Here is a 24,044-nt window from a genome sequence, read left to right as displayed (position 1 = left end):
TTTTGAGTTATGTTCTCTCGCATGACGCTCAAGGAAGCAACAGCTCCGGCCGCTGCGCTGGCCGGACCCCTCGCGGCGCTGCAGCGCCAGATTAGCACGATCATCAAGGGCAAGTCGCCCCAGATCCGGGACTGCGTGGCCTGCCTGATCGCCGGCGGCCATCTGCTCATCGAGGATCTGCCCGGCGTGGGCAAGACCACGCTGGCGCACACGCTCTCGGTCTGCCTGGGCCTGCGCTTCTCGCGCGTGCAGTTCACCTCGGACCTCATGCCATCCGATCTGCTGGGCGTCTCGGTCTATGAACGCGACAGTGCGCGCTTCACCTTCCACCCCGGTCCGGTATTCGCACAGGTCTTGCTGGCCGACGAGATCAACCGCGCCGGCCCCAAGACGCAGAGCGCCCTGCTGGAGGCCATGGAGGAGCAGCAGGTCAGCGTGGACGGCCAGACCCATACCCTGCCCCGCCCCTTCTTCGTGATCGCCACCCAGAACCCCAGCGAGCAGCTGGGCACCTACCCCTTGCCCGAGTCGCAGCTGGACCGCTTCCTGATGCGCATCTCCCTGGGCTATCCCGATGCCCAGTCCGAGCGCGAACTGCTGATGGGCGAGGACAGCCGCGAGGCGATCAAGGCCCTGCAGCCCGTCATGACACCCGAGCAGCTGCTGCAGGCCCAGGCCGCCGTGCGTCAGGTGCATGCCTCCCCGGCCCTGCTGGACTATCTGCAGGCCCTGCTCGCTGCCACCCGCTCGGGCCAGTGGTTCGTCGAGGGCCTGAGTCCGCGCGCCGGCCTGGGCGTACTGCGCGCTGCGCGCGCCCGTGCCCTGCTGGACGGGCGCGACTATGTCTCGCCCGACGATCTGCAGTCCATCCTGCCCCAGACCATGGCCCACCGCCTGCGCCCCAAGGCCGGTGCCGGCCGCGGTGCGCGCGAGCAGGTGCGCGCCATGGTCGAGGCCATCCCTTTGCCCTGAGCATGAAGCTGCGTCAACGCTGGCAGGCCTGGTGGCAGGCCCGGCATCCGGCCAGCGACACCCACCGGCTGGTGCAGCGCAATATCTACATCCTGCCCAGCCGCCCGGGCCTGTTCTTCTGCGCCACCCTGCTGGTGCTGCTGCTGGCCTCCATCAATGACCAGCTCAGCCTGGGCTATGCCCTGACCTTTTTGCTGGCGGGGGCGGGCTTTGCCTCCATGCATGCCACCCACGGCAATCTGCGCGGTCTGAGCCTGGACCTCAAGCCGCCCGCCAGCGTGCATGCCGGCCAGGACCTGCAGCTGGAGCTGCGCCTGCACAACAGCGGCCGCGCGCGCTATGGCATCGGACTGCGCGTCGGGACCGCGGGTGAGCCGGCCTGGGTGGATGTGCCGGCCGGTGGGCACGCCCAGCTCAGCCTGGCTTGTCCGGCGGAGCGGCGCGGGCTGATGAGCCTGCCCATGCTGCGCATCGCCACGCGCTTTCCCCTGGGCCTGTTCGGCGCCTGGAGTGTGTGGCGGCCGGCGGCCCGGGTCTGGATCTACCCCCGCCCCGAGGAAGGTGCCCCGCCACTGCCGGCCCACGCGGCCAGCAGCGGCGACGGCAGCGCCAGCGCCGGCCTGCAGCGCCGGGGCGACGACTTCGAGAGCGTGCGCCCCTATCAGCATGGCGACTCGCCCAAGCAGGTGCTCTGGAAGAAGGCCGCCCAGCAGGGGGGCGAGCAGCTGCTGGTGCGCGACAGCCTGGCCCCGGCCAGCCGGCGACGCTGGCTGCGCCTGGCCGATACCGCCGGGCTCCAGGACTGGGAGGCCCGGCTCTCGCGCCTGACGGCCTGGGCCCTGGAGGCCGAGCAGCGTGGCGAGCCCTGGGGCCTGAGTCTGGCCCTGGACGAGAGCCAGACCCTGGAGCCCGATCTGGGGCCGGCCCATCTGCAGGCCGCCCTGCAGATGCTGGCCGCCGCCCCGGGCGGGGTACAGCCATGAGCCCAATCAGCCCCCGGAGCGTCGCAGGCAGCGGCATGGGCTGGCGCGAGCGCCTGAGCCATCTGCCGCGGGACACCCGCGACACCTTCTTTCTGCTGGCCACCATTGCCGCCACGGCGCTGCCGCATCTGGACCATGTGCCCCTGTGGTGCGGCCTGATGACGGGTCTGATGCTGCTCTGGCGCGGCCTGCTGGCCTGGCAGGGCCGGCCCCTGCCCGGGCGCTGGGCCCTGCTGCTGCTGATTGCGCTCACCGCGGGCCTGACCCTGCTCACCCACCGCACCCTGCTGGGCCGCGAGCCCGGCATCACCATGCTGCTCATGCTCATGGCCATGAAGACCCTGGAGCTGCGCGCCCGGCGCGACGCCTTCGTGGTCTTCTTCCTGGGCTTCTTCCTGGTACTCACGCAGTTTCTCTATTCCCAGTCCCTGCTCACCGGCCTGTGGACCCTGCTGTGCGTCTGGGCCCTGATGAGCGCCCTGGTGCTGGCCCAGATGCCCGTAGGCCAGCCCAGCCTGCGCCTGGCCGCCGCCCAGGCGGCGCGCACCACCGCCCTGGGCCTGCCGGTGATGGTGCTGCTCTTTATGCTCTTTCCCCGCATCGCGCCGCTGTGGGGCGTGCCCAGCGACGCCGTGGGCAAGACCGGCCTGTCCAACGAAATGCAGTTCGGCGCCATGAGCGAGATCGCCAACGACGAGAGCATCGCCATGCGCCTGCGCTTCGAGGGGCCACCCCCGCCCCCCGAGAAGCTGTACTTCCGCGGCCCGGTGCTCAGCCGCTTTGACGGCCGCAGCTGGCGCGCCCTGCCCGGCCAAGGCCCGCAAGCCGCCATGCTCGGCGGAAGCGCGCCCGAGGTGCGCGGCCCGGCCCTGCGCTACGAGATCACGCTGGAGCCGCTGCGCCTGTCGGTGCTGCCCCTGCTGGAATCCGGCCCCGAAGCCCCCGGCACCCGGCTGGAGGCCCAGGGCTTGAGCCTGTGGCGCGGCAGCGAGCTGCAGTGGCTGTCGCCCCGGCCCATCACGGAGCGGCTGCGCCTGCAGGCCCAGGCCCACCTGGACTACAGCAGCGGCCCGCGCCGCATGAGCGCCAGCCTCTTGGCCTATCAGGAGCTGCCGCCCGGGCTCAACCCGCGCACCCTGGGCTGGGCGGCGGATCTGCGCCGCGAGCGCCTGCAAGACCTGAGCCCGGCCGAGTACGGCCCCGCCGCCGTGGCCGCGGTGCTGCAGCATCTGCGCGAGGCCGAGTTCATCTACACCCTGACCCCGGGGCGCTATGGCGATAACAGCCCGCATCTGGTGGACGAGTTCTGGCTGGACCGGCGGCTGGGCTTTTGCGAGCACTTTGCCGGCGCCTTTGTGGTGGTGATGCGCGCCTTGGGCCTGCCGGCCCGGGTCGTCACCGGCTTCCAGGGCGCCGACCGCGAGCTGCAGGACGGCTATCTGGTGGTGCGCAACGCCCAGGCCCATGCATGGGCCGAGGTCTGGCTGCCCGAGCGCGGCTGGCAGCGCGTGGACCCCACGGCCGCCGTGGCGCCCGAGCGCGTGCTGGCCGGCCTGGCCCTGCAAGCCCCGCCCGGCGCCCTGGCGGGCACCGTCAACGCCCTGAGCCCGGCCCTGTGGCGCGGCCTGCAAGGCCTGCGCTCGGGCTGGGAGGCCCTGAACAACCGCTGGCAGCAGTACGTGCTCAACTACTCGCGCCAGGATCAGTTCGATCTGCTCAAGAGCCTGGGCTGGAGCAGCCCCGACTGGAGCGCCCTGGGCCAGCTGGCGGCCGGCTTGCTCGGCCTGATCGCCGCGGCCGGCGCCCTCTGGGTGGCCTGGCAGGCACGTGCCCACGACGGCTGGAGCCAGCTGCGCGCGGCCCTGCTGCGCGAGCTGCGCCGCCTGGATGTGCCCGCCCAGGCTCACCAGGGGCCGCGCCTGTGGGCCGAGCTGCTGCGCCAGCGCCATGGCGCCCGGGCCGCGCCGCTGGAACAGTTGCTGCTGGAGCTGGAGCGCGCGCGCTATGCCCCAGCGGCCTCCGCGCCGGATCTGGGCTGGGCCGCGAGGCGGCGTCGCTTGCGCGCCTTCCGCGCGGCAGGCCGTATGCTGCGCACCCCGAGCTCACCGTAACGCGCCGCGTCGCCATGTCTTTGCCGTCTTTGCCGTCCCTCCCTCTACGCCCCATCGCCCTGCTGCTCTTGAGCCTGGGCCTTCTGAGCACCACGACGGCCCAGGCCGAGCCCCCCAAGAAGCCAAGCCAGACCCAGAAGCAGCCCCGCAAGAAGCCGCCGGCCAAGCTGGCCAAGCCCGCGCCAGCCCAGCCCTATGGCGAGCGCGAGGACCTGATGCAGTTCGCCCGCGAGCTGGCCGTCCAGGAGGGCTGGGAGGAGGCCCCGCTGCGCGCCCTGCTGGCCCAGGCACGGCGCAACCCCACGGTGCAGCGCCTGATCATGCCGCCGCCCGCGGGCACGGCCAAGGACTGGGGGGCCTACCGCGCCCGCTTCGTGGAGCCGCGTCGCATCCAGGCCGGCCTGGCCTTCTGGTCCGAGCATGAAGAGGCCCTGGCCCGGGCCGAGTCGCGCTATGGCGTGCCGGCCGAGCTGATTGCCGGGCTGATCGGGGTGGAAACCTTCTATGGCCAGATCACCGGCGGCTTCTCGGTGCTGGACGCACTCAGCACCCTGGCCTTCGACTTTCCGCCGGGTCGACGCGACCGCAGCGCCTTCTTCCGCGAACAGCTGGTGGAGTATCTGCGCCTGTGCCGTCGCGAGGGGCTGGACCCGCTGGCGCTCAAGGGTTCCTACGCCGGCGCCATGGGCTGGCCGCAGTTCATGCCGGGCAGCTGGAACCGGTTTGCCATCGATTTCGATGGTGACGGGCGGGTGGACCTGATACGCAGCCCGGTGGATGCCATTGGCTCGGTGGCGCATTACCTGGCCCAGCACGGCTGGCAGCCGGGCCTGCCCACGCATTACACGGTGGCCGCGCCGGTGGAGACGGCCGACCGTGCCCGCCTGCTGGCACCGGACATCCTGCCCAGCTTCACGGCGGCGCAGTTCGAGGAAGCCGGCGCGCGCCTGAGCGAAGGCGCGCGCGAACACCCCGGCCCCCTGGCCCTGGTGGAGCTGCAGATGGGCGAGGCGGCCCCGGTCTATGTGGCGGGCACGAGCAACTTCTACGCCATCACGCGCTACAACTGGTCCAGCTACTACGCCATGGCCGTGATCGAGATGGGCCAGACCCTGCGAAGCTACCGCAAGGCCGGCTCCTCCGCCCCCTGAGGCAGGGGACCGAGCTCCGCCGCCGCATGCACCGGCGCGCTCCGGTGCCAGTAGCGACGGCGCAGCTCGCGCTCGCAATGCGCCTGGGCCGGCGCCGCGCTGGACCAGTACAGCGCCCCGCAGTCGGCACTCTGGATCACCGGCACGCCGGCGGCCTGGTAGCGCGCCAGCACCGCGGGCGCGGGATGGCCGAAACGGTTGCGATACCCCGCCTGCACAAAGGCCAGGCGCGGACGGGCCGCGGCCAGCAGCGCCGGGCTGGACGAGGTCTGGCTGCCGTGATGCGGCAGCATCAGCAGGTCAATGCCGCCGGGCGGCTGCAAGCCGCCCTCCTGGGCCGCCTCCACATCGCCGGTCAGCAGGGCTCGGCGCCCATCCGCCGCGCTGACCAGGAGCACGCAGGACAGGGCATTCGGCTTGAGTCCGGGGTGTTCATAGTCGGCCGGGCTGGGATGCAAGAGCTCGAAGTCCACGCCGTCCCAGCGCCAGCGCTGACCGCGCTCACAACGCTGCTGGCCATCCCGGGGCGCGCCTGGGGCCTGCAGCAGGGGGTGAGTCGGCTCCAGCGAGCTCAGCAGGCCGCGCACCGGCAAGCCGGCCATCAGGCTGGCGGCGCCCCCGACATGGTCCTGGTCACGGTGGCTGAGCAGCAGCAGATCCAGCTCGCGCTGCCCCAGGGCCCGCAGCAGGGGCAGCAGCACCCGCTGACCGGCATCGGCCTGGGGGTGGTACTGAGGCCCGGTGTCGTACAGCAGGGCATGGTGGCGGGTGCGCAGCAGCACGGCCGTGCCCTGCCCCACATCGGCGGCCAGCAGCTCGAACTGCCCCGGCGCCGGCCGCGGCAGGGCGGGCCACAGCAGGGGCAGCATCAGGGCCAGGCCGGCCGGGCGCAAGCGCCAGGGCAGGGGCAGCACCAGCAGGGCCGCGCCCAGCAGCCCGCTGAGCTGGGCCCACAACGGCGCCACCGGCACGCTCCACACCGCGCCGGGCAGCCGGGCCAGCAGCTCCAGCCAGAGCATCAGGCCCTGCAGCAGCCAGGCGGCCAGAGACCATAGCGGGGGCATCAGGGCGCCCACCAGGGCCAGGGGCGTGACCAGCAGGCTGATCCAGGGAATGGCCAGCAGATTAGCCAGCAAGCCCACCAGGGAGAGCTGCTGGAAGAACAGCAGGGTCAGGGGTGCCAGACCCAGGGTGGCGATGCACTGATTGCGCCAGGCGCCGCGCAGCAATCCACGCCAGCCGGGCTCGGCCACACCGCCCGCCATCAGCAGGCCCACGGCCGCAAACGAGAGCCAGAAGCCGGCCTGGCACAGGGCCCAGGGATCGATCAAGGCCACCCACAGGGCACTGAGCAGCAGGCACAGGGGCCAGGGCCAGGCCAGCCCGCTCTGGCGCAGCAAGGCCAGCACGAACAGCATCCAGACCGTGCGCTGGGCCGGCACGCCCCAGCCCGAGAACAGGGCATAGGCCAAGGCCGCCAGCACCCCGGCCCAGCGCGCCAGCACCGGCGCCGGCACGGCCAGGCAAAGCCGGCCGCTGCGGCGCCAGGCCCAGCCGGCCAGCAGACCCGCCCCCCAGGCAAACATGGTCACATGCAGGCCGCTGATGGCCATGAGATGGCTGGTGCCGGTGTCGCGGAACAGGGCCCAGTCACTGCGCGAGATGGCGGCCTGCTCGCCCAGGCTCAGGGCAATGAGCACGCCGGTGGCGGGCTGCGGACCCAGCTGCGTCTGCAGCCGCTCGCGCAGGCCCAGACGCCAGCGATCCAGGGCGCCGTCCGGCCCCTGGGCTTCGGCCAGCAGCTGCCAGCGCCGCAGCAGTCCCGTGGCGCGTATGCCCTGCTCGAAGAGCCAGAGTTCGTAGTCGAAACCGGCCGGATTCATGCTGCCATGCACCTGGCGCAGGCGCAGCAGCAGGCGCCAGCGCTCGCCCGGGCGCCAGGTGGGCAGGGCCTGCTGCCCGGGCTGGGCATAGACGGAGAGCATGAGGCGCTGCGGCAGCCCGGCGGGCAGGACGGCGCCCTCGGGGTCTGCGATCGCCTCGACGGCCAGGACAAAGCGCCAGCCCGCAGCACCGCCCTGGCCCAGCTGGCTCTGGGGCAGGCTGTCGATGCGGCCCGTGACCCAGAGATCGCGCCCCTCCCAGGCCGGAGGCAGCTGCTGCGCCCAGCGCGCTTGTGCCCTCAGGCCGGCCCAGCTGGCCGCCAATGCCGCCGCCGCCAGGCACAGCAGCAGCCAGCGCACGCCCGGCGAGCCCCGGCGCGCCAGCCCCATGACCAGGAGCAGCACACCGAGCAGGGCCAGGCCGCTCCAGTGCGCGGGCTGCGGCAGCCGCGCCAGCAGGTGCACGCCGCCCATGCCGGCCAGCGCGCACAAGGCGACCGCGCCCAGCTGCCATGGCCTTGTGCTGCCCGCCATCTGCGGCCCTCCCCTGCAAGCCTGCTGCAGTCACATTTCTAGCGCCAGATGCGCGCCGGAACCAGCCCTGCCCCACGAATGGCATGGCCATGCCAGTGGTTCGTTCCGAGCGGGAGGGCGGTGTAGGATGCGCGCCAGCACTGTCAGCCCGGGGCCCCGCCCCCAACCAACGCATCATGAGCCAGACCTCCCCCATCTACGAAAGCCTGCAGCAGCTGGGCATCACCCTGCCCCCGCTGGCCGTGCCGGTGGCCGCCTATGTGCCCTTTGTGCGCAGCGGCAATCTGCTCTTCATCTCCGGCCATATCGCCAAGAAGGACGGCAAGCCCTGGGTGGGCCAGCTGGGTCGTGATGTGGACACGGCCACGGGCAAGGCCGCGGCCCGCGCCATCGCCATCGATCTGATGGGCACCCTGCACGCCGCCGTGGGCGATCTGGGCAAGATCAAGCGCATCGTCAAGCTGATGAGCCTGGTCAACAGCACGCCCGACTTCACCGAACAGCATCTGGTGACCAATGGCGCCTCCGAGCTCTTGGCCGAGGTCTTCGGCCCCGAGGTGGGCGCCCATGCGCGCAGCGCCTTTGGTGTGGCCCAGATCCCCATGGGCGCCTGCGTGGAGATCGACCTGGTGGTCGAGGTCCAGCCGGAGGCCTGATGTACGCCCGTCCCTCCAAGCTGCCGGCCCGGCTGCTGGCGGGCATCGCCCTGGCCGCCTTCGGCGGTGTGGGCATTGCCCTGGTCGCCCAGCACCAGTTCCAGGTCAATCCCTGCGCCTGGTGCGTGATGCAGCGCGGCATCTTCCTGCTGATCGGCGCCGTGGCCGCCCTGGGCTGGCTGCTCCAGCGCTGGCGCCCGGCGCGCCTGCTGAGCTTTGTGCTCATCATCGCCCTGGCCGGCGCCGGCTTGGCTGCCGCCTACTACCAGCATGATGTGGCCTCCAAGATGGCCTCCTGCGCCATGACCCTGGCCGACCGCATGGTGACCTGGCTCAATCTGGAGGAGCTCTGGCCCCCGGTCTTCATGATCACGGCCAACTGCGCCGAGGCCGCCGCCTACCGCCTGCTGGGTCTGCCCTACGAGCTCTGGAGCGCCGCCCTGTTCCTGCTGCTGGGCCTGGCCAGCCTCTGGGGCCTGCTGAGCCGCGATCGGCGGCGCTGAGGCGCTGAGGCGCTCGACGCGCCTGGGCTCTGCGCTGGGTCAAGGCGGCCCCAACGCTTTGCCCTTAGCCTGGGCAGCCCTGTGTGCCCTGCCGCGCCGCCCCCGGGGCGGCGCGTCCGTTTCATGTCCTCATCTGCCAGTTCCTGCTCCAGCGTGATCATCGTCGGCGGTGGCCCCGCCGGCCTGTCCATGGCCTGTGCCCTGGCCGATGCAGGCATCGCCAGCACCGTGCTGGAGGCCGCGCCCGTGGACCAGCTGTCCGAGCCCCCCGAGGATGGCCGCGAGATCGCACTGACCCACCGCGGCATGGGAATCCTGCAGCAGCTTGGCGCCTGGCAAGACCTGCCACCCGAGGCCATCTCCCCCTTGCGCGAGGCCAGGGTCTTCAATGGTCGGGCCGACCAGTCCCTGCACTTTGCCGATGCGCGCAGCCCCCTGGGGGTCCTGGTGCCCAATCACTGGCTGCGCCGCATTGCCTGGCAGGGTCTGCAGCGCCGGCCGCCGGCGCAGTTGCGCGCCGGGGTGCGGGTCAAGGCCCTGCATCTGGACGGCGCGCAAGCCCGCGTCAGCCTGGAGAGCGGGGAGACGCTGCACGCCCCGCTGATCATTGCCGCCGACAGCCGCTTTTCCAGCCTGCGCCGGCAGGCAGGCATAGGCGCGGAAATGCGGGACTTCGGCCGCTCGGTGCTGCTGGCCCGCATCGAGCATGAGCTGCCCCACCGGGATCAGGCGCTGGAGTGCTTCCACCACGGCCACACCATGGCCTGGCTGCCCCTGGGCGGCCTGTCGCCCCGGCTGAGCTCCCTGGTGCTGACCCTGCCCACCGACCAGGCCGAGCTCCAGCGCGGCTGGGACGATTCCCGCTGGCTGGCGTGGGTGCAGCGGCACAGCCAGGGCCGGCTGGGTCAGCTGCGTCTGGCCGGGCCACGCCACCACTACCCGCTGGTCGCCACCTATGCCCACCGCTTCGCCGCGCAGCGCCTGGCCCTGATCGGGGATGCCGCCGTGGGCATGCACCCGGTCACCGCGCATGGCTACAACTTCGGTCTCTATGGCGTGCAGCGCCTGGCACGGGAGCTGGCGGCCTCGCGCGAAGCGCTCGGCGCGCCCGCGCCCCTCTTGCGCTACGGCGCCGGCCATCGACGCGACACCTGGCACCTCTATCAGGGCACCAACGCGGTGGTGAAGCTCTTTACCGACGAGCGCGCGCCGGCCCGCCTGCTGCGCCACGGCGTGCTGCGACTGGCCCAGGCCCTGCCGCCGCTGAAGGCGGCCATCGCCACCCAGCTGACGTCCCGGAGCGGCAATATGCGCTGATCATGCACAGCGCCAGGGCTTAGACTGGATATCTCGGCCCCTGGGGTCGCCTGAGCGGATTCATGACTGCACTCGCCCGATGGATAGCCTGCCTGCTGCTGGGGCTGGCCCCCCAGCTGGGGCTGGCCCTGGACGAGATCCGTATCGGCGCATCGGCCGCGCTCAGCGGCCCGGCGGCCGGGCTGGGCCAGCGCTTTCATGCCGGCGCCAAGGCCTATTTCCGTCAGTTCAATGCGCAGGGCGGCCTGGCTGGTCGGCCGCTGCGGTTGCAACTGCTGGACGATGCCTACGAGGCGGACCGTGCCGAGGCCAATACCCGCAAGCTGGCGGAAGACCCCACGGTGCTGGCCCTGTTCGGCTATGTGGGCACGCCCACCAGCCGCATGGCCCTGCCCTATGTGCGCCGCCATGGCATTCCCTTGGTGGCGGCCTATACAGGCGCGAGCGTGCTGCGCGAGCCCCACAACCCCCTGGTCTTCAATGTCCGCGCCAGCTATGTGGAGGAGGCTCGCCAGCTCGCCACCGCCATGAAGCTCGAGGGCGTGCGCAGCCTGAATGTGGTGTATCAGGCCGACCTTTTCGGACGTGCCGGCCTGGAGGCCATACGCCAAGCCGCCCAGGCCCAGGGCATTCAGGTGCTGGCCAGCGACACGATACGACGCAATAGCGCCGAAGTGGCCCAAGCCACCCAGACCCTGGTCCGGCAGCAGCCCGCCGATGCCATCTTCGTCGTCAGCAGCTACGCGAGCACGATCGCCTTCGTGCAGAGCGCGCGTGACGCGGGCTTTGAAGGCCGTTTCTATGCGCTGTCCTTCGCCGGCTTGGAGCATTTGCAAAAGGCTCTCGCCAAGCTGCCCCGTGGCCGACTGACTATTGCCCAGGTCGTTCCCAATGCCCTGGATCGCAGCCTGCCCCTGGTCGCCGACTACCAGCAGGCCATGAGCGAGGCGGGCGATCGGCAGTTTGACTCCATCAGCCTGGAGGGCTACATGGCGGCCCGGGTGCTGGTCGAGGGCCTGCGCCGCGCCAAGCCGCCCCTGAGTCGCGACAGCCTCGTGGCCGGCCTGGACGCGATCGGCGATCTCGATCTGGGCGGCTTCAAGCTCAGGCTGCGGGCCGGCCAGCATGAGGGCTCCAGCTGGGTGGGCCTTCGCACGCTGCCCTGAGCGGAAAAACGCCTCAAGCCGTGGCGAAGATGGGCAGGCTGCGCTGGCTGTAATTGCCGATATTGGGCAGCACGCTGGCAAGTGCGCTGTCGCCCACCCCCATCCAGCTCGCCAATGTGGCGCCCAGCTGATCCACCGAGGTGGTGGGCAGGAGCCGCCCCTGCCCCACATCATCGGGGCCGTTCACGCTCACCGAGGGCAGCTGGCCAAAGAAGCTGCGGGGCTTGAGCGCGCCGCCCATCAGCAGATGGTGGCTGCCCCAGCCATGGTCGGACCCGTCGCCGTTGCTGCTGAGGGTGCGGCCGAAGTCCGAGGCGGTGAAGGTGGTGACCTGGTTGATCACGCCGAGTTCCAGCAGCGCGTCATGGAAGGCGCCGAGCGCCTCGCTGACATTGCTGAGCAGGCCAGGATGCTGGTCGGCCAGGAAATCATGCAGATCGAAGCCCCCCAGGGAGACGAAGAAGACCTGGCGGCGCGCACCCAGGGTGCTGCGGGAGCCGATCAAGCGCGCCACCATTTGCAGCTGGGCGGCCAGGCTGTTGCCGGTCGGGAAGCTGGTCTGCAGGGCCGGCAGGCTGGCCAGGGCGGCACTGACCGTGGCCTGGGCCGTGACCGAGCGGCTGGTGACACGGTTGAGCTCCTGCTCCATCCAGTGTGTGCGCGGGGCCGTGATCAGGCTGCGCAGCGCATCGGCACAGGCCTGGGAGCCGAACAAGGGCTTGGTCACGCCATTGATGGCCACCGCACCGCTGCTGGAGATCTGGTACTGCACCGCCTGCTGACCGGCCATGAAGACCGCATTGCCCGAGGCATTGATGCAGGTGAAGGTGCTGGTGGCGTTGCTGTTGAGAAAAAGGTCGCCCATGCGCCCGCCCCAGCCGCTGGTGGCACCTTCAGGCCGGGCCGACTGCCAGACGCTTTGCTGGTCATTGTGGGAGAAGAGCTTGGGCGGCAGTGGCACGCTCTGCGCCTTGTACTGGGCCAGGCTGGTGGGCTGGATCAGGGTGCCCACGTTCAGCAGCACGCCCAGCCGCCCGGCGTCAAAGACCGCACGCAGCCGACCCATCTGGGGGGCCAGCGCCATCTGGCGGCCGTCGGGCAGGGGCGCGGCCGGATTGAGCAGAGTGGCGGTCAGCGCATCCCGCGGCGTGGCCAGGGTCTGGCGGATCTGGGCATAGGCCGCGTGGCTGGCGGCGTCATAGGGCACCAGGGTATTGCCATGGTCATTCCCCCCATACAGAAAGACGCAGACCAGGGCCTTGTAGTCCTGGGGCGCGCTCTGCGCCGCCGCCTCACCCAGGGCGGCTAGATTCAGCGCCCAGGGCGCGGCCGCGCCGGCTAGGCCCAGGGCCGAGGCCCGCCGCAGAAACTCGCGGCGCTCATGAGCCGCCACCCCGATGCGCTTGTTGTTCAGGCTGTTCATGATGGTCTGGGCCTCACTTCTGGATCTGGTACTCGGGGCTGGCCAGAATGAGCAGCAGGGTGGCGTGCACCCGGTTGAGCCGCCCGCTGTCCGTGCTGGCCGAGATGCTGCCCACGGCGCTGGCAATGGCGGCCCGGGTGCTGGCGCCCAGGCCCTCGCCGGCCAGCAGCTCCGCCCATTTGGCGACCAGGGCAGGCACGTCGTTGGCCAGGCTCAGCTCGCTGGCATAGCTGGGCTTGAGCTCGCCCACACCGTTCACGATCACGGTCTGCATGAAGTTGAGGTAGCCCGCCACCGTGCTCTCGTTGCAGAGCTGGAACTCCGGCGCGGTGATGCCGGCCTCGCCCAGGGCCGAGTTGGGCGGCACATAGCCGGGTCTGAAGAAGTTGAAGACCGAGGGCGCCCTCAGAGGGCTCTGCCCCAGGCGTGTGGCGGGGTCGGAGAGATTGCCCACATTCCACAGCTCGGTGGGCGAGCTCAGGCCCACGCTGCGCGCCCATTGCACAAAGCGCTGCACCGGCTCGCGCAGCTTGCCGCCGGCATTGCTGCTGGCCGGGCTCAGCGCCTCCGGGTCCAGCAGAACGGCGCGCAGCACCGCCTTCATATCGCCGCGCTGACCGCTGCCATTGTCGTTGAAGGCGGCGCTGACCCGCTGCACATAGGCGGGACTGGGGTTGGAGCAGACCAGGCGCTGGATTAGCTGTCGCCCGATGAAGGGGCCGACATTGGGATGGCTGGCCAGGGTGTCCAGCACGGTGCGCAGGGCGGTGGGTCCATCGGCGCTGGCGGGAATATCCACATCCAGCACCTTCTTGGCCCCGACGGAGAAGCGGCTGGCCACATGGATCATGGGGCGACGGGCATAGCCGGGGTCGTCGCGCAGGGCGTTGTCAAACTCCCAGCCCGTCAGCACGCGCGCCAGCTCGCTGATCTGGGCCTGGGTATAGGTTTCCAGCGGCTTGCCATCGGCACCCAGCTTGGGGCTGCCATCGGGATTGAGCTGCACCAGTCCGATGGTGAAGAGCTGCATCAGCTCCCGGGCGTAGTTCTCGTCGGGGACCCGGCCGGTGCTCGTGTCCTCCCTGCGGTTGCCGCGCATATTCAGGTAGACGCCCATGGCCGGCGACAGGCTCACCGCCTCGATGAGCTGGCGGTAGTTGCCAAAGGCATGTTCTTCCAGCCAGTCCATATAGGCCGCGGCCACAAAGCCCCGCCACATCACGGGCAGGCCTGCCATGGAGACCACAAAGATCTCGGACAAGGCCAGCGCAACGCGCTGACGCAGCTGGTCCGGCGAGCCGATCAGCTTGCGCCACAGGCTGTTGTCGGTGCCATTGAAGCTGTCGCGATTGGCGTCCACCGCATAGCCCCTGGCCACCATCCAGTCGTAATGGGACTGGCTGCGCGGCAGGGCGAACTGAGCCTCCAGCCAGGCGGCATAACCCTGGGCCTTGACGTTTGCCACCTCGCTCGCGCTGGCCGCAAAGCCGGCCATGGCGAGAAAGCGGGCGGCCTGGGCATCGCTGGGAGCGGGCAGTGGCGCCGGCGCGGGCGAACTGGGGCTGGGCGGCGCAGACGGTGCGGTCGTGGGCGTCGTCTCGTCACCGCCGCCACCACCACCACAAGCGCTGAGGAGCAGGCCCGCACCCAGGCTGGTACTCAGGCTACTACCCAGACTGCCACTCAGGCCGGCACGCGGGAGCGCCCCGGGCGTGGATTCATCTTGTGCTGCATCGCCCGCACGGACAAGCAAGGTCTCTGCTTCTTCGATCATGGTGTGAGGGCTCCTGGCTAGCCGGCTGAGATTGCGCCCTGGACTGTAGGCAAGTTCACCGGGCTTGAACCCGCGAGCTGACAGACTCTTACGTCCGATGCATGCCGACACAGCGGGGCCGAAGCCATGCCTCCCCCGCAAGGGGGCCAGGGCGTGGGATGTGCGGGCGCCACAATCACGCCCCATGTCCGAGCCCATCGCCTACCAGATGCTCTGGCGCTGTTCCAAGTGCCAGACCCGGGACCTGCGGGCCCTCACGCAGCGCTTTTGCCCCCACTGCGGTGCGGCCCAGGACCCCGAGCAGCGCTACTTCCCGCCCGAAGGCCAGGAGGTGGAAGTGCAAGGCCACCGCTATGTGGGCGCCGATTGGCCCTGTGGCTACTGCGAGGCGGCGAATTCCGCGGCCGCAAGCTTCTGCACGCACTGCGGCGCCCCGCGTGAAGGTCATGGCGAGGTCAGGCGGGTGTCGGATACCGCATCGCCCCCGCCCGCCCCCGAAGCCAAGCAGCCTGCGGCGGCGGCGACGGCGCAGGCCGCGCCCAGCCCGCCCCCGACACGACGCACCTGGGGGCGCTGGCTGCTCGCGGGCATGGCGGCCCTGCTTCTGGGCTGGCTGGCGCTCTATCTGTTCGAGCGCGAGGTCTCGGCCACGGTGGTGGGCCAGAGCTGGAGCCGCAGCGTCGTGGTGGAGCAGTACCAGGCTCAATCGGCCAGCGACTGGTGCGAGGATCTGCCCGCCGACGCCTACCATGTCTCGCGCTACCAGGCCCAGCGTGGCAGCCGCGAGGTGGAGGACGGGCAGAGCTGCCACACCGTGCGCGAGGACCGCGGGGACGGCAGCTTCGTCAAGCGTGAGGAATGCCAGACCCGCTGGCGCAGCGAGCCTGTCTATGCAGCGCGCTGCGACTACCGCATCAAGCGCTGGCAGCCGCTTCGCAGCGAAACATGGCGTGGCACGCTGCCCCAGCAAGAGCCGCAATGGCCCGCTCCCAGCCTGAGCCAGCGCTGGGAGCCCGGCAGCGTAGCCCAGCTGGGCCAGCAGCGCCTGACTACGGGCCGGGAACGCTATGAACTGCAGCTGCAGGGTCCGGACGGACAGGCGTGGCGCTGCGAGCTGCCCCAGCCCGAATGGGCCGCGCTGGCGACGGGTTCCAGCCTGCGGCTGCGGCTGCGTGGCACAGGCGGCGTGAGCTGCGGGCTTTAGCAGGTCGGCAGTGCCGGGGGCGAGGGCGCATGAGCGAGACGCCATGAGAAAAGGGCCCGTGTTGCCACGGGCCCTTCGGGCAGGGCGAGCTTGCCGGGTGCTCAGATCAAGGGCACGCCGGTCTTACTCTGGATGTGCTCGCGCGTCACGCCTTCGGCCAGCTCCACAAGCTTAAGCCCTTCGGGAGTCACGTCCATCACGCCCAGATCGGTGATGATGCGGTCCACCACGCCCTTGCCGGTCAGCGGCAGGGTGCACTCGGGCAGGATCTTCAGGTCTTCGCTGCCGTCCTTCTTCTTGGCCACGTGTTCCATCAGCACGATCACGCGCTTGACGCCGGCCACCAGGTCCATGGCGCCGCCCATGCCCTTGACCATCTTGCCGGGAATCATCCAGTTGGCCAGATCACCCTTGGCCGTGACCTGCATGGCGCCCAGGATGGACAGATTGATCTTGCCGCCCCGGATCATGGCAAAGCTGTCATGGCTGCCGAAGATGGACGAGCCCTTGATGGTGGTGACGGTCTGCTTGCCGGCATTGATCAGGTCGGCATCCACCTCGTCCTCATAGGGGAAAGGGCCGATGCCCAGCATGCCGTTCTCGCTCTGCAGCCAGACCTCGATATGGTCGGGCACATGGTTGGCCACCAGCGTCGGGATGCCGATGCCGAGGTTCACGTAGAAGCCGTCCTGCAGCTCCTGGGCCGCACGGGCGGCCATCTGGTCTTGGGTCCAGGCCATATTGCTTCTCCTCAGACTTTGCGATCGCGGGTGGTGCGCTTCTCGATGCGCTTCTCGGGCGTGGGGTTGTGCACGATGCGGTGCACATAGATGCCGGGCAGATGCACATCGTCCGGCGCGATCTCGCCGGTGGCCACGATGCGCTCGACCTCCACGATGCAGATCTTGCCGGCCATGGCGGCCGCGGGGTTGAAGTTGCGCGCCGTGAGGTTGAAGCGCAGATTGCCGGAGCGGTCCGCGATATCGGCCTTGATCAGAGCCACCTCGGGCACCAGGGCGCGCTCCATCACATAGGTCTCGCCGTCGAACTCGCGCAGCTCCTTGCCCTCGGCCACGATGGTGCCCACGCCGGTCTTGGTGAAGAAGGCCGGGATGCCCGCGCCGCCGGCACGCAGCTTCTCGGCAAGCGTGCCCTGGGGCGTAAACTCCAGCTCCAGCTCGCCCGCCAGGTACTGGCGCTCGAACTCCTTGTTCTCGCCCACATAGCTGGAGATCATCTTCTTGATCTGACGGGTCTCCAGCAGCTGGCCCAGGCCGAAGCCGTCCACGCCGGCGTTGTTGGAGATCACGGTCAGGTTCTTGACCCCGCTGTCGCGCAGCGCGGCAATCAGGGCTTCGGGAATGCCGCACAGGCCGAAGCCGCCCACGGCCAGCAACTGGCCATCGGCCACCACGCCCTTGAGCGCCTCGGCGGCGCTGGGGTAGATCTTGTTCATGCAAAGGTCTCCGTCTGGTTCGAATCGGACGGGCCACAGCGTACTACCGAAGCCGGCTCCAAGCGCTTACGTAGTATTGACTAGGGGCCGCCCCTAGCCAGCGATGCCGCCATGGCATGCACGCGGGGGCAACACGGATATCGCTGTGACTCAGCCCTGGGGTATCGTGCAGCCAGCACTGAGCAAGGAAGCCCATGGGAAAGCACAGCCCCGTCGCCACCGTCCCGCGCTATATGGAGCAGTTTCGCTGTGCCGGAGGCAGTTGCCCCGAGAACTGCTGCACGGGCTGGACCGTGGCCATCGACAAGGCCAGCTACCAGAAGTATCGCGAGGTCCGCCAGGAACCGCTGGCCGGCCTGATGCGCGAGAGCCTGGAGCGCCTGGACAAGGGCAGCCATGCCGCTTTTGCCCGCATCCGGCTGCGTCCCGACGCCAGCTGCCCCTTTCTGGACGAGAGCCGCCTGTGCCGCATCCATGGGGAGCTGGGCGAGCAGGCCCTGTCGGACACCTGCGCCCAGTACCCGCGCTCCTACGGCCTGGATGGGCAGGATCATCTGATGTACGCCAGCCTGAGCTGCCCCGAGGCGGCTCGCCTGGCGCTGGGGGCTGAGGACGCGCTGGAGCCGGTGAGCCTGCAGCTGCCCTTCGCCAATGCCCAGCTGGTGCCCCTGGCCTACCGGCGCGACGCTGCCGAGCCCACCGAGGCCGACCCGGTACGGCGCCATGCGCGGCTGATCTCGGAGGCGGTCCAGGCCCTGGTGCGGCTGCCCCTGCTCAACGCGGCGCAGTCCCTGGTACAGGCCGGACTGATGTTGCGCCGCATGGCCAGCATACAGACCCAGGGGCCTGCCGGCGATCTGGAACTGGCCCAGGCCATGGAGCACTATCTGAACCCGCAGAATCTGGCCGAGTTGCCCAGCCTGCTGGCGGAGCTGCAGGTGCCGCGCGAGGCCCAGCTGGCCCTGCTCTTCGAGACCATGCAGCAGTACCTCAGCAGCAACCGGGGCCGCCCCTCCTTCCGCGCCCTGATCCAGGAGGTGCAGCAAGGCCTGCAGCTGGACCGGGGCGCCGACGTGGCCGTGGCCCGCCTGGAGGCCGCCCTGCGCGAGCGCTGGGCACCGCTGGAAGCGGCCCACCCCATGATGCTGAAGAACTATCTGCTCAACGACATCCACAAGACCCTGTTCCCACGCCGGGGCATGGCCGAGATGGAACGCGAGTTCATGGACCTGGCCGTGCGCTTTGCCCTGATCAAGTTCCTGGTACTCGGACTGGCAGCACAGCGCGGCGATGAGTTCGGCATCGATGACGTCGTGCGCGTGGTCTATGTGACCGTACGCAATATCGAGCACAACACCACCTTCATGAAGGCCGTGATGGACAAATTGCAGGCCAGCAATATGCTGCGCCTGGAGGTGCTGGCCACCCTGGTGCTCTGAGGGAGCGTGCCTAGAATGGAAAGCAGGCCGAAGCCGCTTGGCGGTGGGGCAAACAGAGCAAACCGGGGGACGGGCTTGAGCAGCAGATCGCGACTAGGTCTGGCACTGGCCATGCTATGCGGCGCTGGCGCCGCGGTGCATGCGCAAGACCTGCCCCCTTTGCAGCTGGCGGGTTATGGCAGCGTCGCCGTCTATCGGGGTGATGACGCCGTAGTCGGCGTCGCTCCGGGCACACGCAATCCGCGCCACTCCCTGAACGGCGAATGGCGCGCCGACGGAGACTCCGTGCTGGGGCTGCAACTGCGCTGGCCCGCCAGCGATACCCTGGAAGCCGTCTGGCAGCTGCAAGCCAGCGACGAGCTGGTCAGAAACTTCCGGCCCAGCACCCAATGGCTCTACCTGGGTTGGCAATTCAGCCCCAGCTGGCGCCTGCGGCTGGGTCGCCAGCCCCTGCCCTTGCTGTTGGCATCCGAGAACGCCAAGGTGGGCTATGCCCATACGGCGGTACGACCCATGCCCACGGTGTACAGCCTCAATGGTGCCTACCCCACCGATGCGCTGACCCTGAGCTGGACGGCGCCGGCCTGGGGCGGGAATCTGCTGCTGGACCTCGCAACCGGGCGCAACACCCTCACGCTCACACGTGGCCGCATCGACGTGAAGTCCTCCCACATGGCCGCGCTGCGCTGGCAGCGCGAACACCTGGCCCTGCGCCTCGGTGTGGCGGATTTCCGCTTCAACATCGAGGACTCGGGGCTGGCTCGTGAGCTGGACGCGCTGTCGCAACCCGGCAGCGTTTGCGGCAACTGTGCCGCTAAGCTGAGTGATCGGGCGCCCGCCCGCGACATCCAGGGAGCACTGCTGACCCTGGCCCTGGTCTGGACGCCGGGGCCTTACGAGTTCACAGGCGAGTTCACGCGGCGTGGCGGCAACTCGGTGTTCTCGCCGGAAGCCAGCGGCTGGTATGTGCAGCTGGCACGGCGACAGGGCGACTGGACGCCCTATGGCGCCGTGGGCGAGACCCGCTTCCATGAGCGAGCCCTGGGTCTGCAGGCCCGCCCCGGCACACCGCCGGCGGTACAGAACAGCCTGGACCTGCTCGATCGCAGTCTTCAATCCCCTTTCGACAGGCGCATCCTGCTGGCCGGGCTGCGTTGGGACTTTGCCGAGGGCATGGCCCTCAAGCTGCAGGCCGAGCGCTGGTCCGCGCTGAGGGACCGCAGCACGCCCCGCGGCGGCGACATCAGCCTAGCGCCCGGCCAGAACTGGGACGGGCGTGTGCAGCTGCTCAGCGCCAGCCTGGACTTCGTGTTCTGAAGGCCATGACTGCGTTGCACCACCCCGACCACGCCCGCCACAAACTGGGTCGGCGCTGGGGTCTGCCCCGCTGGCGCTTGGTTTCCATGGTCTGCATGAGCGCTGCTCTCCAGACATCGCCCCCGGTGCTGGCGCAGACGCCACCGCCGCTGCGGGTGCTGCTGCCACAGTCCCTTTCGGCGCCCTTCATCCTTTGGCGCGACAACACCCCGGCGGAGGGGCTGGATCTGGATCTGGTGCGGGCCGTGGCCGAACATTTGCACAGCCGCGCTGAGCTGCAGCCCATGCCGCGCGCGCGCGTGGAAAGCGCGCTGGAACAGGGCGAGGCCGATCTGGCCTGCAATATCGTGCCCAGCCCTCGCTATGAAACCAGCCTGCGCTGGAGTGCACCGCTGTTCGATCTGAACCTGATGCTGGTCGGCCATGTCAGCGCCGCACCGGTGGACGCTCTGGGCCAGCTGGCCAGCGGCACGGTGCTGGGCACCTTGCAGGGCCACCCCTATCCCCCGCTGGAAGCCCTGTTCGGCGACGGGCGTCTGAAGCGCGACGATGCCCTCAGCGAGGACCGACTGCTGCGCAAGCTGGCGCTCAACCGCCACCCCTACGGTCTGCTGAGCCGCCAGGTCCTGAGCTGGCATGCGGGCAGCGAATCCATGAGCAGCCTGGACCAGTGGCGCCTGCCGGTGGGCAGCCAGGCCTATCGCTGTGCCGTGTCCCCGCGCTCGCGCATCGAGCCCCGTCTGGTGCTGGAGGCCCTGGAGCAGTTGCAGCAGCGTGGTCGCATCGAGCAGCTGCTGACCAGGCACACCAAGCCGGCCCTGGCCGTGGTCGTGTCCACACAGAGCAGTGTGCGACGCATCAACCGCCAGCAGCTCAGCGAGCTCTATACCGGCCAGCGCCAGCAGCTGGAGGCCAGTACGGTGACCGCCCCGCTCATGAGTGCCGGCCCGGAACGCCTGCAATTCCTGCAGGGCGTGCTGCAGCTCAGCGCCGGTCAATACCGCAGCAGCTGGGCCGCCCAGCAGTTTGGCGGGCGCCGCAGCCCACCGCTGGAACTGCGCGACGCCGAATCGACCAAGAGCCATCTGCAGCGCAATGCCAATGCCATCGGCTATCTGCCCCTGAGCCTGGTGGACGCCAGCCTGCGCGTGGTCTACATGCCCTGAAGCGGGACCGGCTCATTGCAGCCGGATGGCCGTGTCCAGCTGCACGCTGCGGCGGATCTCGATCACGTCATAGTCCCGCGCCAGCAGCGGTGGGAAGACGGGATAGTTGGCCTGGGCAAGGATGATGCGCCGCAATGCCTCGTCCACGGCCGCCACGCCGCTGGAGCGCTCGAAAGCCACCGACTCCACCGAGCCGTCGCGGCGCACGGCCACGGTCAGCACCACCGTGCCCTGGAACTGGCGCGACAGCTCCCGGATCTGATCCACGGGCGTGTTGAGCTGAACCTTGCGCGCCAGGGCCTCGGCGTACAAGAGCAATTCCTGGTTGGGGTCGCTGCGGCCAAAGAGCTTGACGCGCCGCTGCGCGCCATGGGCCGGCGGCAGGCTGCGGCTTGATGCGGCGGCGCGTGCGGCGGCCTCGCGCTGCGCCGCCTCGGCATCCAGCTGCCGCCCGATCTCGCGCAGACGCGCCTCACGCCTTTCCTCGGCCTCCCGGCGCTCGGCCTCGCGCTGTGCCTGTGCCTGTGCCTGTGCCTGTGCCTGTGCCTGTGCCTGTGCCTGTGCCTGTGCCTGGGCTTGGGCTTGGGCTTGGGCTTGGGCTTGGGCCTGCCGCGCGGCCTCGTCGCGGGCCGCGGCCGCCGCCGCCTGCTGAAGGCGCTGCTGCTGCTCCCATCGGAGCTGCTCCTGCAGGGCCTGCGCCTGCCGCTGAGCCTCGGCACGGGCCTGAGCGGCCTGAGCGGCCTGGCGAGCCCGCTCCTGCTCCTGGGCCCGCTCCTGGGCTTGCTGCAGGGCCAGCTGACGGGCCAAGCGCTCTGCCTGCTCCGCCTGCTCTCGATCCGCTGCTGCTGCTGCGGCGGCAGAAGCAGCGGCGGCTGCAGCCTGGGCCTGGCGGGCTGCCTCGGCCTCGGCGGCGGCGGCCAGCGCTGCGGCCTGGGCCGCCGCTGCGTCGCGCGCGGCCTGGGCTCGCAGGGCGGCCTCGCGAGCCTGCTGGGCGAGCTGGGCCTCACGCTCCAGGGCTTGCGCCAGGCCCTGGGCCGATGAGGCCGCGGGCAGGGCCGGTACAGCCGACAGCGTGGGCGGCGCGCTCAAGCCCGCCAGCGCCGCCACGGCCGGAGCCGGCGCATGCCAGGACGCCGCGCGCTCGGCGCCGTTCAAGGTCAGCAATCGGGCCGTGGCGGCCGGCGCGGCCTCATCCGCGGCGGTGCTCGGCAGCTCGGGCGAGGCGTTCACTTGCGGCTCGGGCCGCGGCGCCGAATCGGGCTGCCGCTGCGCCGGCACCGGGGGCGGCGGCTCGGCCGCCGGGCGCGCGCTCGGCACCGCTGGTCGCGGCGAGTCGGGCAGGCGCGAGGCCTCAGGCGGCGGGACTGGCGTCTGCGCCGACACCGCCTCGGCGCCCGGCGTCTCCAGCCATATGCTCAAGACCGCGGGCAAGCCCTCCGCCGGCAGCGGGGTGAAGTCCGACGTCGGTATCGGTATCGGTATCGGTATCGGCATGGATATCGGTGCCGGTGCATGAGCGGCGCTCTCAGGTGCCGGCGTGCCGGACGCGGCGGCGGCCATGGGCGGCGCCGCATGAGCGCCCACCTCGGCCCGGCGTGTCTGCCAGAAGAACTCCAGGCCCGGCCAGCCCTGCCCCCCCTGCCCGGCAAGACTGAGGCTCAAGAGCAGGCCATGGGCCACGAGGGACAGGCCCAGCGCCCAGCGGCCGCGGCGGCGCTGGAGTTGCTCGGCCGGCAAGGCCTGATGCAGGGCCCATTGCGGCCAGCTGATCGTGCTGCTCATGCCTCAAGCCTGGCGCCCGACCTAGACCAGGCAGCAGCGCGCGCCCCGGCTGCGACGCAGCGGGGAAAAGTACGCTTCTCAGAACGCTTCACAGAACGCCTAGGCGCCCGACACGGCCTCCACTCCATGGCCGGCATTGTCCTTCGAGCCGAAGCCGCCGCCGCCCGGGTTCACCCCCACGAGCCGGGGAGCGCCCGCCTGCCGCTACCATTGCGCCACCCCGCACAGCCCCAGAGCCCCCAGCCATGCCTCTCAGTGCCACCGATCTACAAGCCGCCATCCCGCGCATCTTCGCGCCCTGGATCACGGCCATGGGTTTCGAAGTGCTGGACTGCGGTCCCGGCGGGCAGGTGCGGCTGCGCCTGCCGGTCAAGCCCGAGTACGTCCATGTGGGCGGCGTGATGTGCGGCCAGGCCGCCATGGCCGCCGCCGACACGGCCATGGTGCTGGCCATGATGGCCGAGCTGGGTGAGTTCCGGCCCATGACCACGGTGCAGCTCAACACCAGCTTTCTGCGCCCAGTGTCCGCCGATCATTGCATCGTGCAAGCCCGGGTGCTGCGCAGCGGCAAGAGCCTGGCCTTCGGCAGCATCGATCTGCTCAACCCCGACGGGCGGCTGGCCGTGCAGGCCAGCACCACCTACGCCCTGCTCTGAGCATGGGGCTGGATTACCGCACCGCCTTCGAGCGTGCGCCCATCGGCCTGGTGCTCTCGCGCCAGCGCCTGATCGTGGACTGCAACGAGCAGCTGCTGAAGATGTTCGGCGCCCAGCGCGAGCAGCTCATCGGCCAGAGCTTTGCCATGCTCTACCCCAGCCCGGCCGAGTTCGAGCACACGGGTCAGCGCATCGTGGCCATGCTGGATGCCCAGGGCTATTACGCCGATGACCGCGTGATGCGCAGAGTGGGCAGCCAGGAGCTGTTCTGGTGCCATGTCACCGGACGCGCCCTGGACCCGCTGGATCCCCATGCCGAGGGCATCTGGAGCTTTGAAGACCTGTCGCAGCGCCGGCGCCTGACGGCCGAGCTGACCGCCCGCGAACGCGAGATCGCCGCCCTGCTGATCGAGGGTCTGACCAGCAAGCTGATCGGGCGGCGGCTCAACATCAGCCCGCGCACGGTGGACGTCTACCGTGCCCGGCTGATGAAGAAGTACGAGGCCGCGAGCACGCCCGAGCTGATCAACAAGCTGCTGGCCTGAGATCCG

At 70.2% G+C, this 24,044-nt stretch carries 20 protein-coding genes; 14 read left to right on the top strand and 6 right to left on the bottom strand.

Going from position 1 to position 24,044, the window contains the following annotated elements; translation table 11 throughout:
- The first annotated feature begins 21 nt into the window (after window positions 1-21).
- The 4 genes from DFR39_RS06180 to mltB are packed head-to-tail and all read left to right on the top strand — an operon-like array spanning window position 22 to window position 5,217.
- A complete protein-coding gene (locus DFR39_RS06180) occupies window positions 22-972 on the top strand; it encodes an AAA family ATPase (protein ID WP_133602668.1) in 951 nt (316 codons plus the stop codon).
- Between the two features lie 2 nt (window positions 973-974).
- Complete coding sequence (locus tag DFR39_RS06175; RefSeq protein WP_133602667.1) at window positions 975-1,955, top strand: DUF58 domain-containing protein; 981 nt, start codon at window positions 975-977, stop codon at window positions 1,953-1,955.
- Entirely contained in the window at window positions 1,952-4,066 is a 2,115-nt protein-coding gene (locus DFR39_RS06170; RefSeq protein WP_246030715.1) for a transglutaminase TgpA family protein, read from the top strand. The genes DFR39_RS06175 and DFR39_RS06170 overlap by 4 nt, the downstream gene beginning before the upstream one ends.
- A gap of 14 nt (window positions 4,067-4,080) precedes the next feature.
- Window positions 4,081-5,217: a lytic murein transglycosylase B gene (mltB, locus tag DFR39_RS06165; protein WP_133602666.1), complete on the top strand. Its 1,137-nt coding sequence runs from the start codon at window positions 4,081-4,083 to the stop codon at window positions 5,215-5,217.
- Here mltB and DFR39_RS06160 read toward each other — a convergent pair.
- A complete protein-coding gene (locus DFR39_RS06160) occupies window positions 5,187-7,634 on the bottom strand; it encodes a DNA internalization-related competence protein ComEC/Rec2 (RefSeq protein ID WP_133602665.1) in 2,448 nt (815 codons plus the stop codon). The genes mltB and DFR39_RS06160 overlap by 31 nt on opposite strands.
- Window positions 7,635-7,810: 176 nt before the next feature.
- Between DFR39_RS06160 and DFR39_RS06155 the strand changes: the two genes are divergently transcribed.
- The 4 genes from DFR39_RS06155 (at window position 7,811) to DFR39_RS06140 (ending at window position 11,276) form a co-directional block, all read left to right on the top strand.
- Entirely contained in the window at window positions 7,811-8,290 is a 480-nt protein-coding gene (locus tag DFR39_RS06155; protein ID WP_133602664.1) for a RidA family protein, read from the top strand.
- On the top strand, window positions 8,290-8,793 hold the full coding sequence (locus DFR39_RS06150; RefSeq protein ID WP_133602663.1) for a disulfide bond formation protein B: 504 nt from the start codon (window positions 8,290-8,292) through the stop codon (window positions 8,791-8,793). The genes DFR39_RS06155 and DFR39_RS06150 overlap by 1 nt, the downstream gene beginning before the upstream one ends.
- Window positions 8,794-8,916: 123 nt before the next feature.
- Window positions 8,917-10,110, top strand: coding sequence for a 5-demethoxyubiquinol-8 5-hydroxylase UbiM (ubiM, locus tag DFR39_RS06145; RefSeq protein ID WP_133602662.1), 1,194 nt, complete (start codon window positions 8,917-8,919; stop codon window positions 10,108-10,110).
- Between the two features lie 62 nt (window positions 10,111-10,172).
- On the top strand, window positions 10,173-11,276 hold the full coding sequence (locus tag DFR39_RS06140) for an ABC transporter substrate-binding protein (protein ID WP_133602661.1): 1,104 nt from the start codon (window positions 10,173-10,175) through the stop codon (window positions 11,274-11,276).
- Between the two features lie 13 nt (window positions 11,277-11,289).
- Here the strand turns inward: DFR39_RS06140 and DFR39_RS06135 are convergent, their stop codons facing one another.
- Together DFR39_RS06135 and DFR39_RS06130 are read right to left on the bottom strand one after the other, a co-directional pair.
- Window positions 11,290-12,699: a DUF1501 domain-containing protein gene (locus DFR39_RS06135; protein ID WP_133602660.1), complete on the bottom strand. Its 1,410-nt coding sequence runs from the start codon at window positions 12,697-12,699 to the stop codon at window positions 11,290-11,292.
- Between the two features lie 13 nt (window positions 12,700-12,712).
- A complete protein-coding gene (locus DFR39_RS06130; protein WP_246030714.1) occupies window positions 12,713-14,473 on the bottom strand; it encodes a DUF1800 domain-containing protein in 1,761 nt (586 codons plus the stop codon).
- Window positions 14,474-14,657: 184 nt separating this feature from the next.
- On the opposite strand from DFR39_RS06130, the gene DFR39_RS06125 reads away from it, so the two are divergent.
- Window positions 14,658-15,677: a hypothetical protein gene (locus tag DFR39_RS06125; RefSeq protein WP_133602659.1), complete on the top strand. Its 1,020-nt coding sequence runs from the start codon at window positions 14,658-14,660 to the stop codon at window positions 15,675-15,677.
- A 101-nt stretch (window positions 15,678-15,778) separates the two neighbouring features.
- Here DFR39_RS06125 and DFR39_RS06120 read toward each other — a convergent pair whose 3' ends face one another.
- Window positions 15,779-16,417: a CoA transferase subunit B gene (locus DFR39_RS06120; protein WP_133602658.1), complete on the bottom strand. Its 639-nt coding sequence runs from the start codon at window positions 16,415-16,417 to the stop codon at window positions 15,779-15,781.
- An 11-nt stretch (window positions 16,418-16,428) separates the two neighbouring features.
- Window positions 16,429-17,133, bottom strand: coding sequence for a CoA transferase subunit A (locus DFR39_RS06115; protein WP_133602657.1), 705 nt, complete (start codon window positions 17,131-17,133; stop codon window positions 16,429-16,431).
- A 194-nt stretch (window positions 17,134-17,327) separates the two neighbouring features.
- Between DFR39_RS06115 and fliB the strand changes: the two genes are divergently transcribed.
- From fliB to DFR39_RS06100, 3 genes are all read left to right on the top strand, one after another.
- Window positions 17,328-18,572: a flagellin lysine-N-methylase gene (gene fliB, locus DFR39_RS06110; protein ID WP_133602656.1), complete on the top strand. Its 1,245-nt coding sequence runs from the start codon at window positions 17,328-17,330 to the stop codon at window positions 18,570-18,572.
- Window positions 18,573-18,647: 75 nt separating this feature from the next.
- Entirely contained in the window at window positions 18,648-19,889 is a 1,242-nt protein-coding gene (locus tag DFR39_RS06105; RefSeq protein WP_133602655.1) for a hypothetical protein, read from the top strand.
- A 95-nt stretch (window positions 19,890-19,984) separates the two neighbouring features.
- Window positions 19,985-21,055, top strand: a complete 1,071-nt coding sequence (locus DFR39_RS06100; protein WP_162849436.1) for a substrate-binding periplasmic protein — start codon at window positions 19,985-19,987, stop codon at window positions 21,053-21,055.
- 12 nt (window positions 21,056-21,067) lie between these two features.
- On the opposite strand, the gene DFR39_RS06095 is transcribed toward DFR39_RS06100, so the two are convergent.
- Window positions 21,068-22,837 (bottom strand): TonB C-terminal domain-containing protein, encoded by a 1,770-nt coding sequence (locus DFR39_RS06095; protein WP_133602653.1) that lies wholly within the window; start codon window positions 22,835-22,837, stop codon window positions 21,068-21,070.
- 245 nt (window positions 22,838-23,082) lie between these two features.
- Between DFR39_RS06095 and DFR39_RS06090 the strand changes: the two genes are divergently transcribed.
- Together DFR39_RS06090 and DFR39_RS06085 are read left to right on the top strand one after the other, a co-directional pair.
- Window positions 23,083-23,493 (top strand): PaaI family thioesterase, encoded by a 411-nt coding sequence (locus DFR39_RS06090; RefSeq protein ID WP_133602652.1) that lies wholly within the window; start codon window positions 23,083-23,085, stop codon window positions 23,491-23,493.
- 2 nt (window positions 23,494-23,495) lie between these two features.
- Window positions 23,496-24,038 (top strand): LuxR C-terminal-related transcriptional regulator, encoded by a 543-nt coding sequence (locus DFR39_RS06085; protein WP_133602651.1) that lies wholly within the window; start codon window positions 23,496-23,498, stop codon window positions 24,036-24,038.
- Window positions 24,039-24,044 lie beyond the last annotated feature (6 nt).

The sequence above is a fragment of the Roseateles asaccharophilus genome (genome assembly GCF_004362405.1).
GTDB classification, from domain to species: Bacteria; Pseudomonadota; Gammaproteobacteria; order Burkholderiales; family Burkholderiaceae_C; genus Kinneretia; species Kinneretia asaccharophila.
This window is presented reverse-complemented; position numbering and strand designations above follow the sequence as displayed.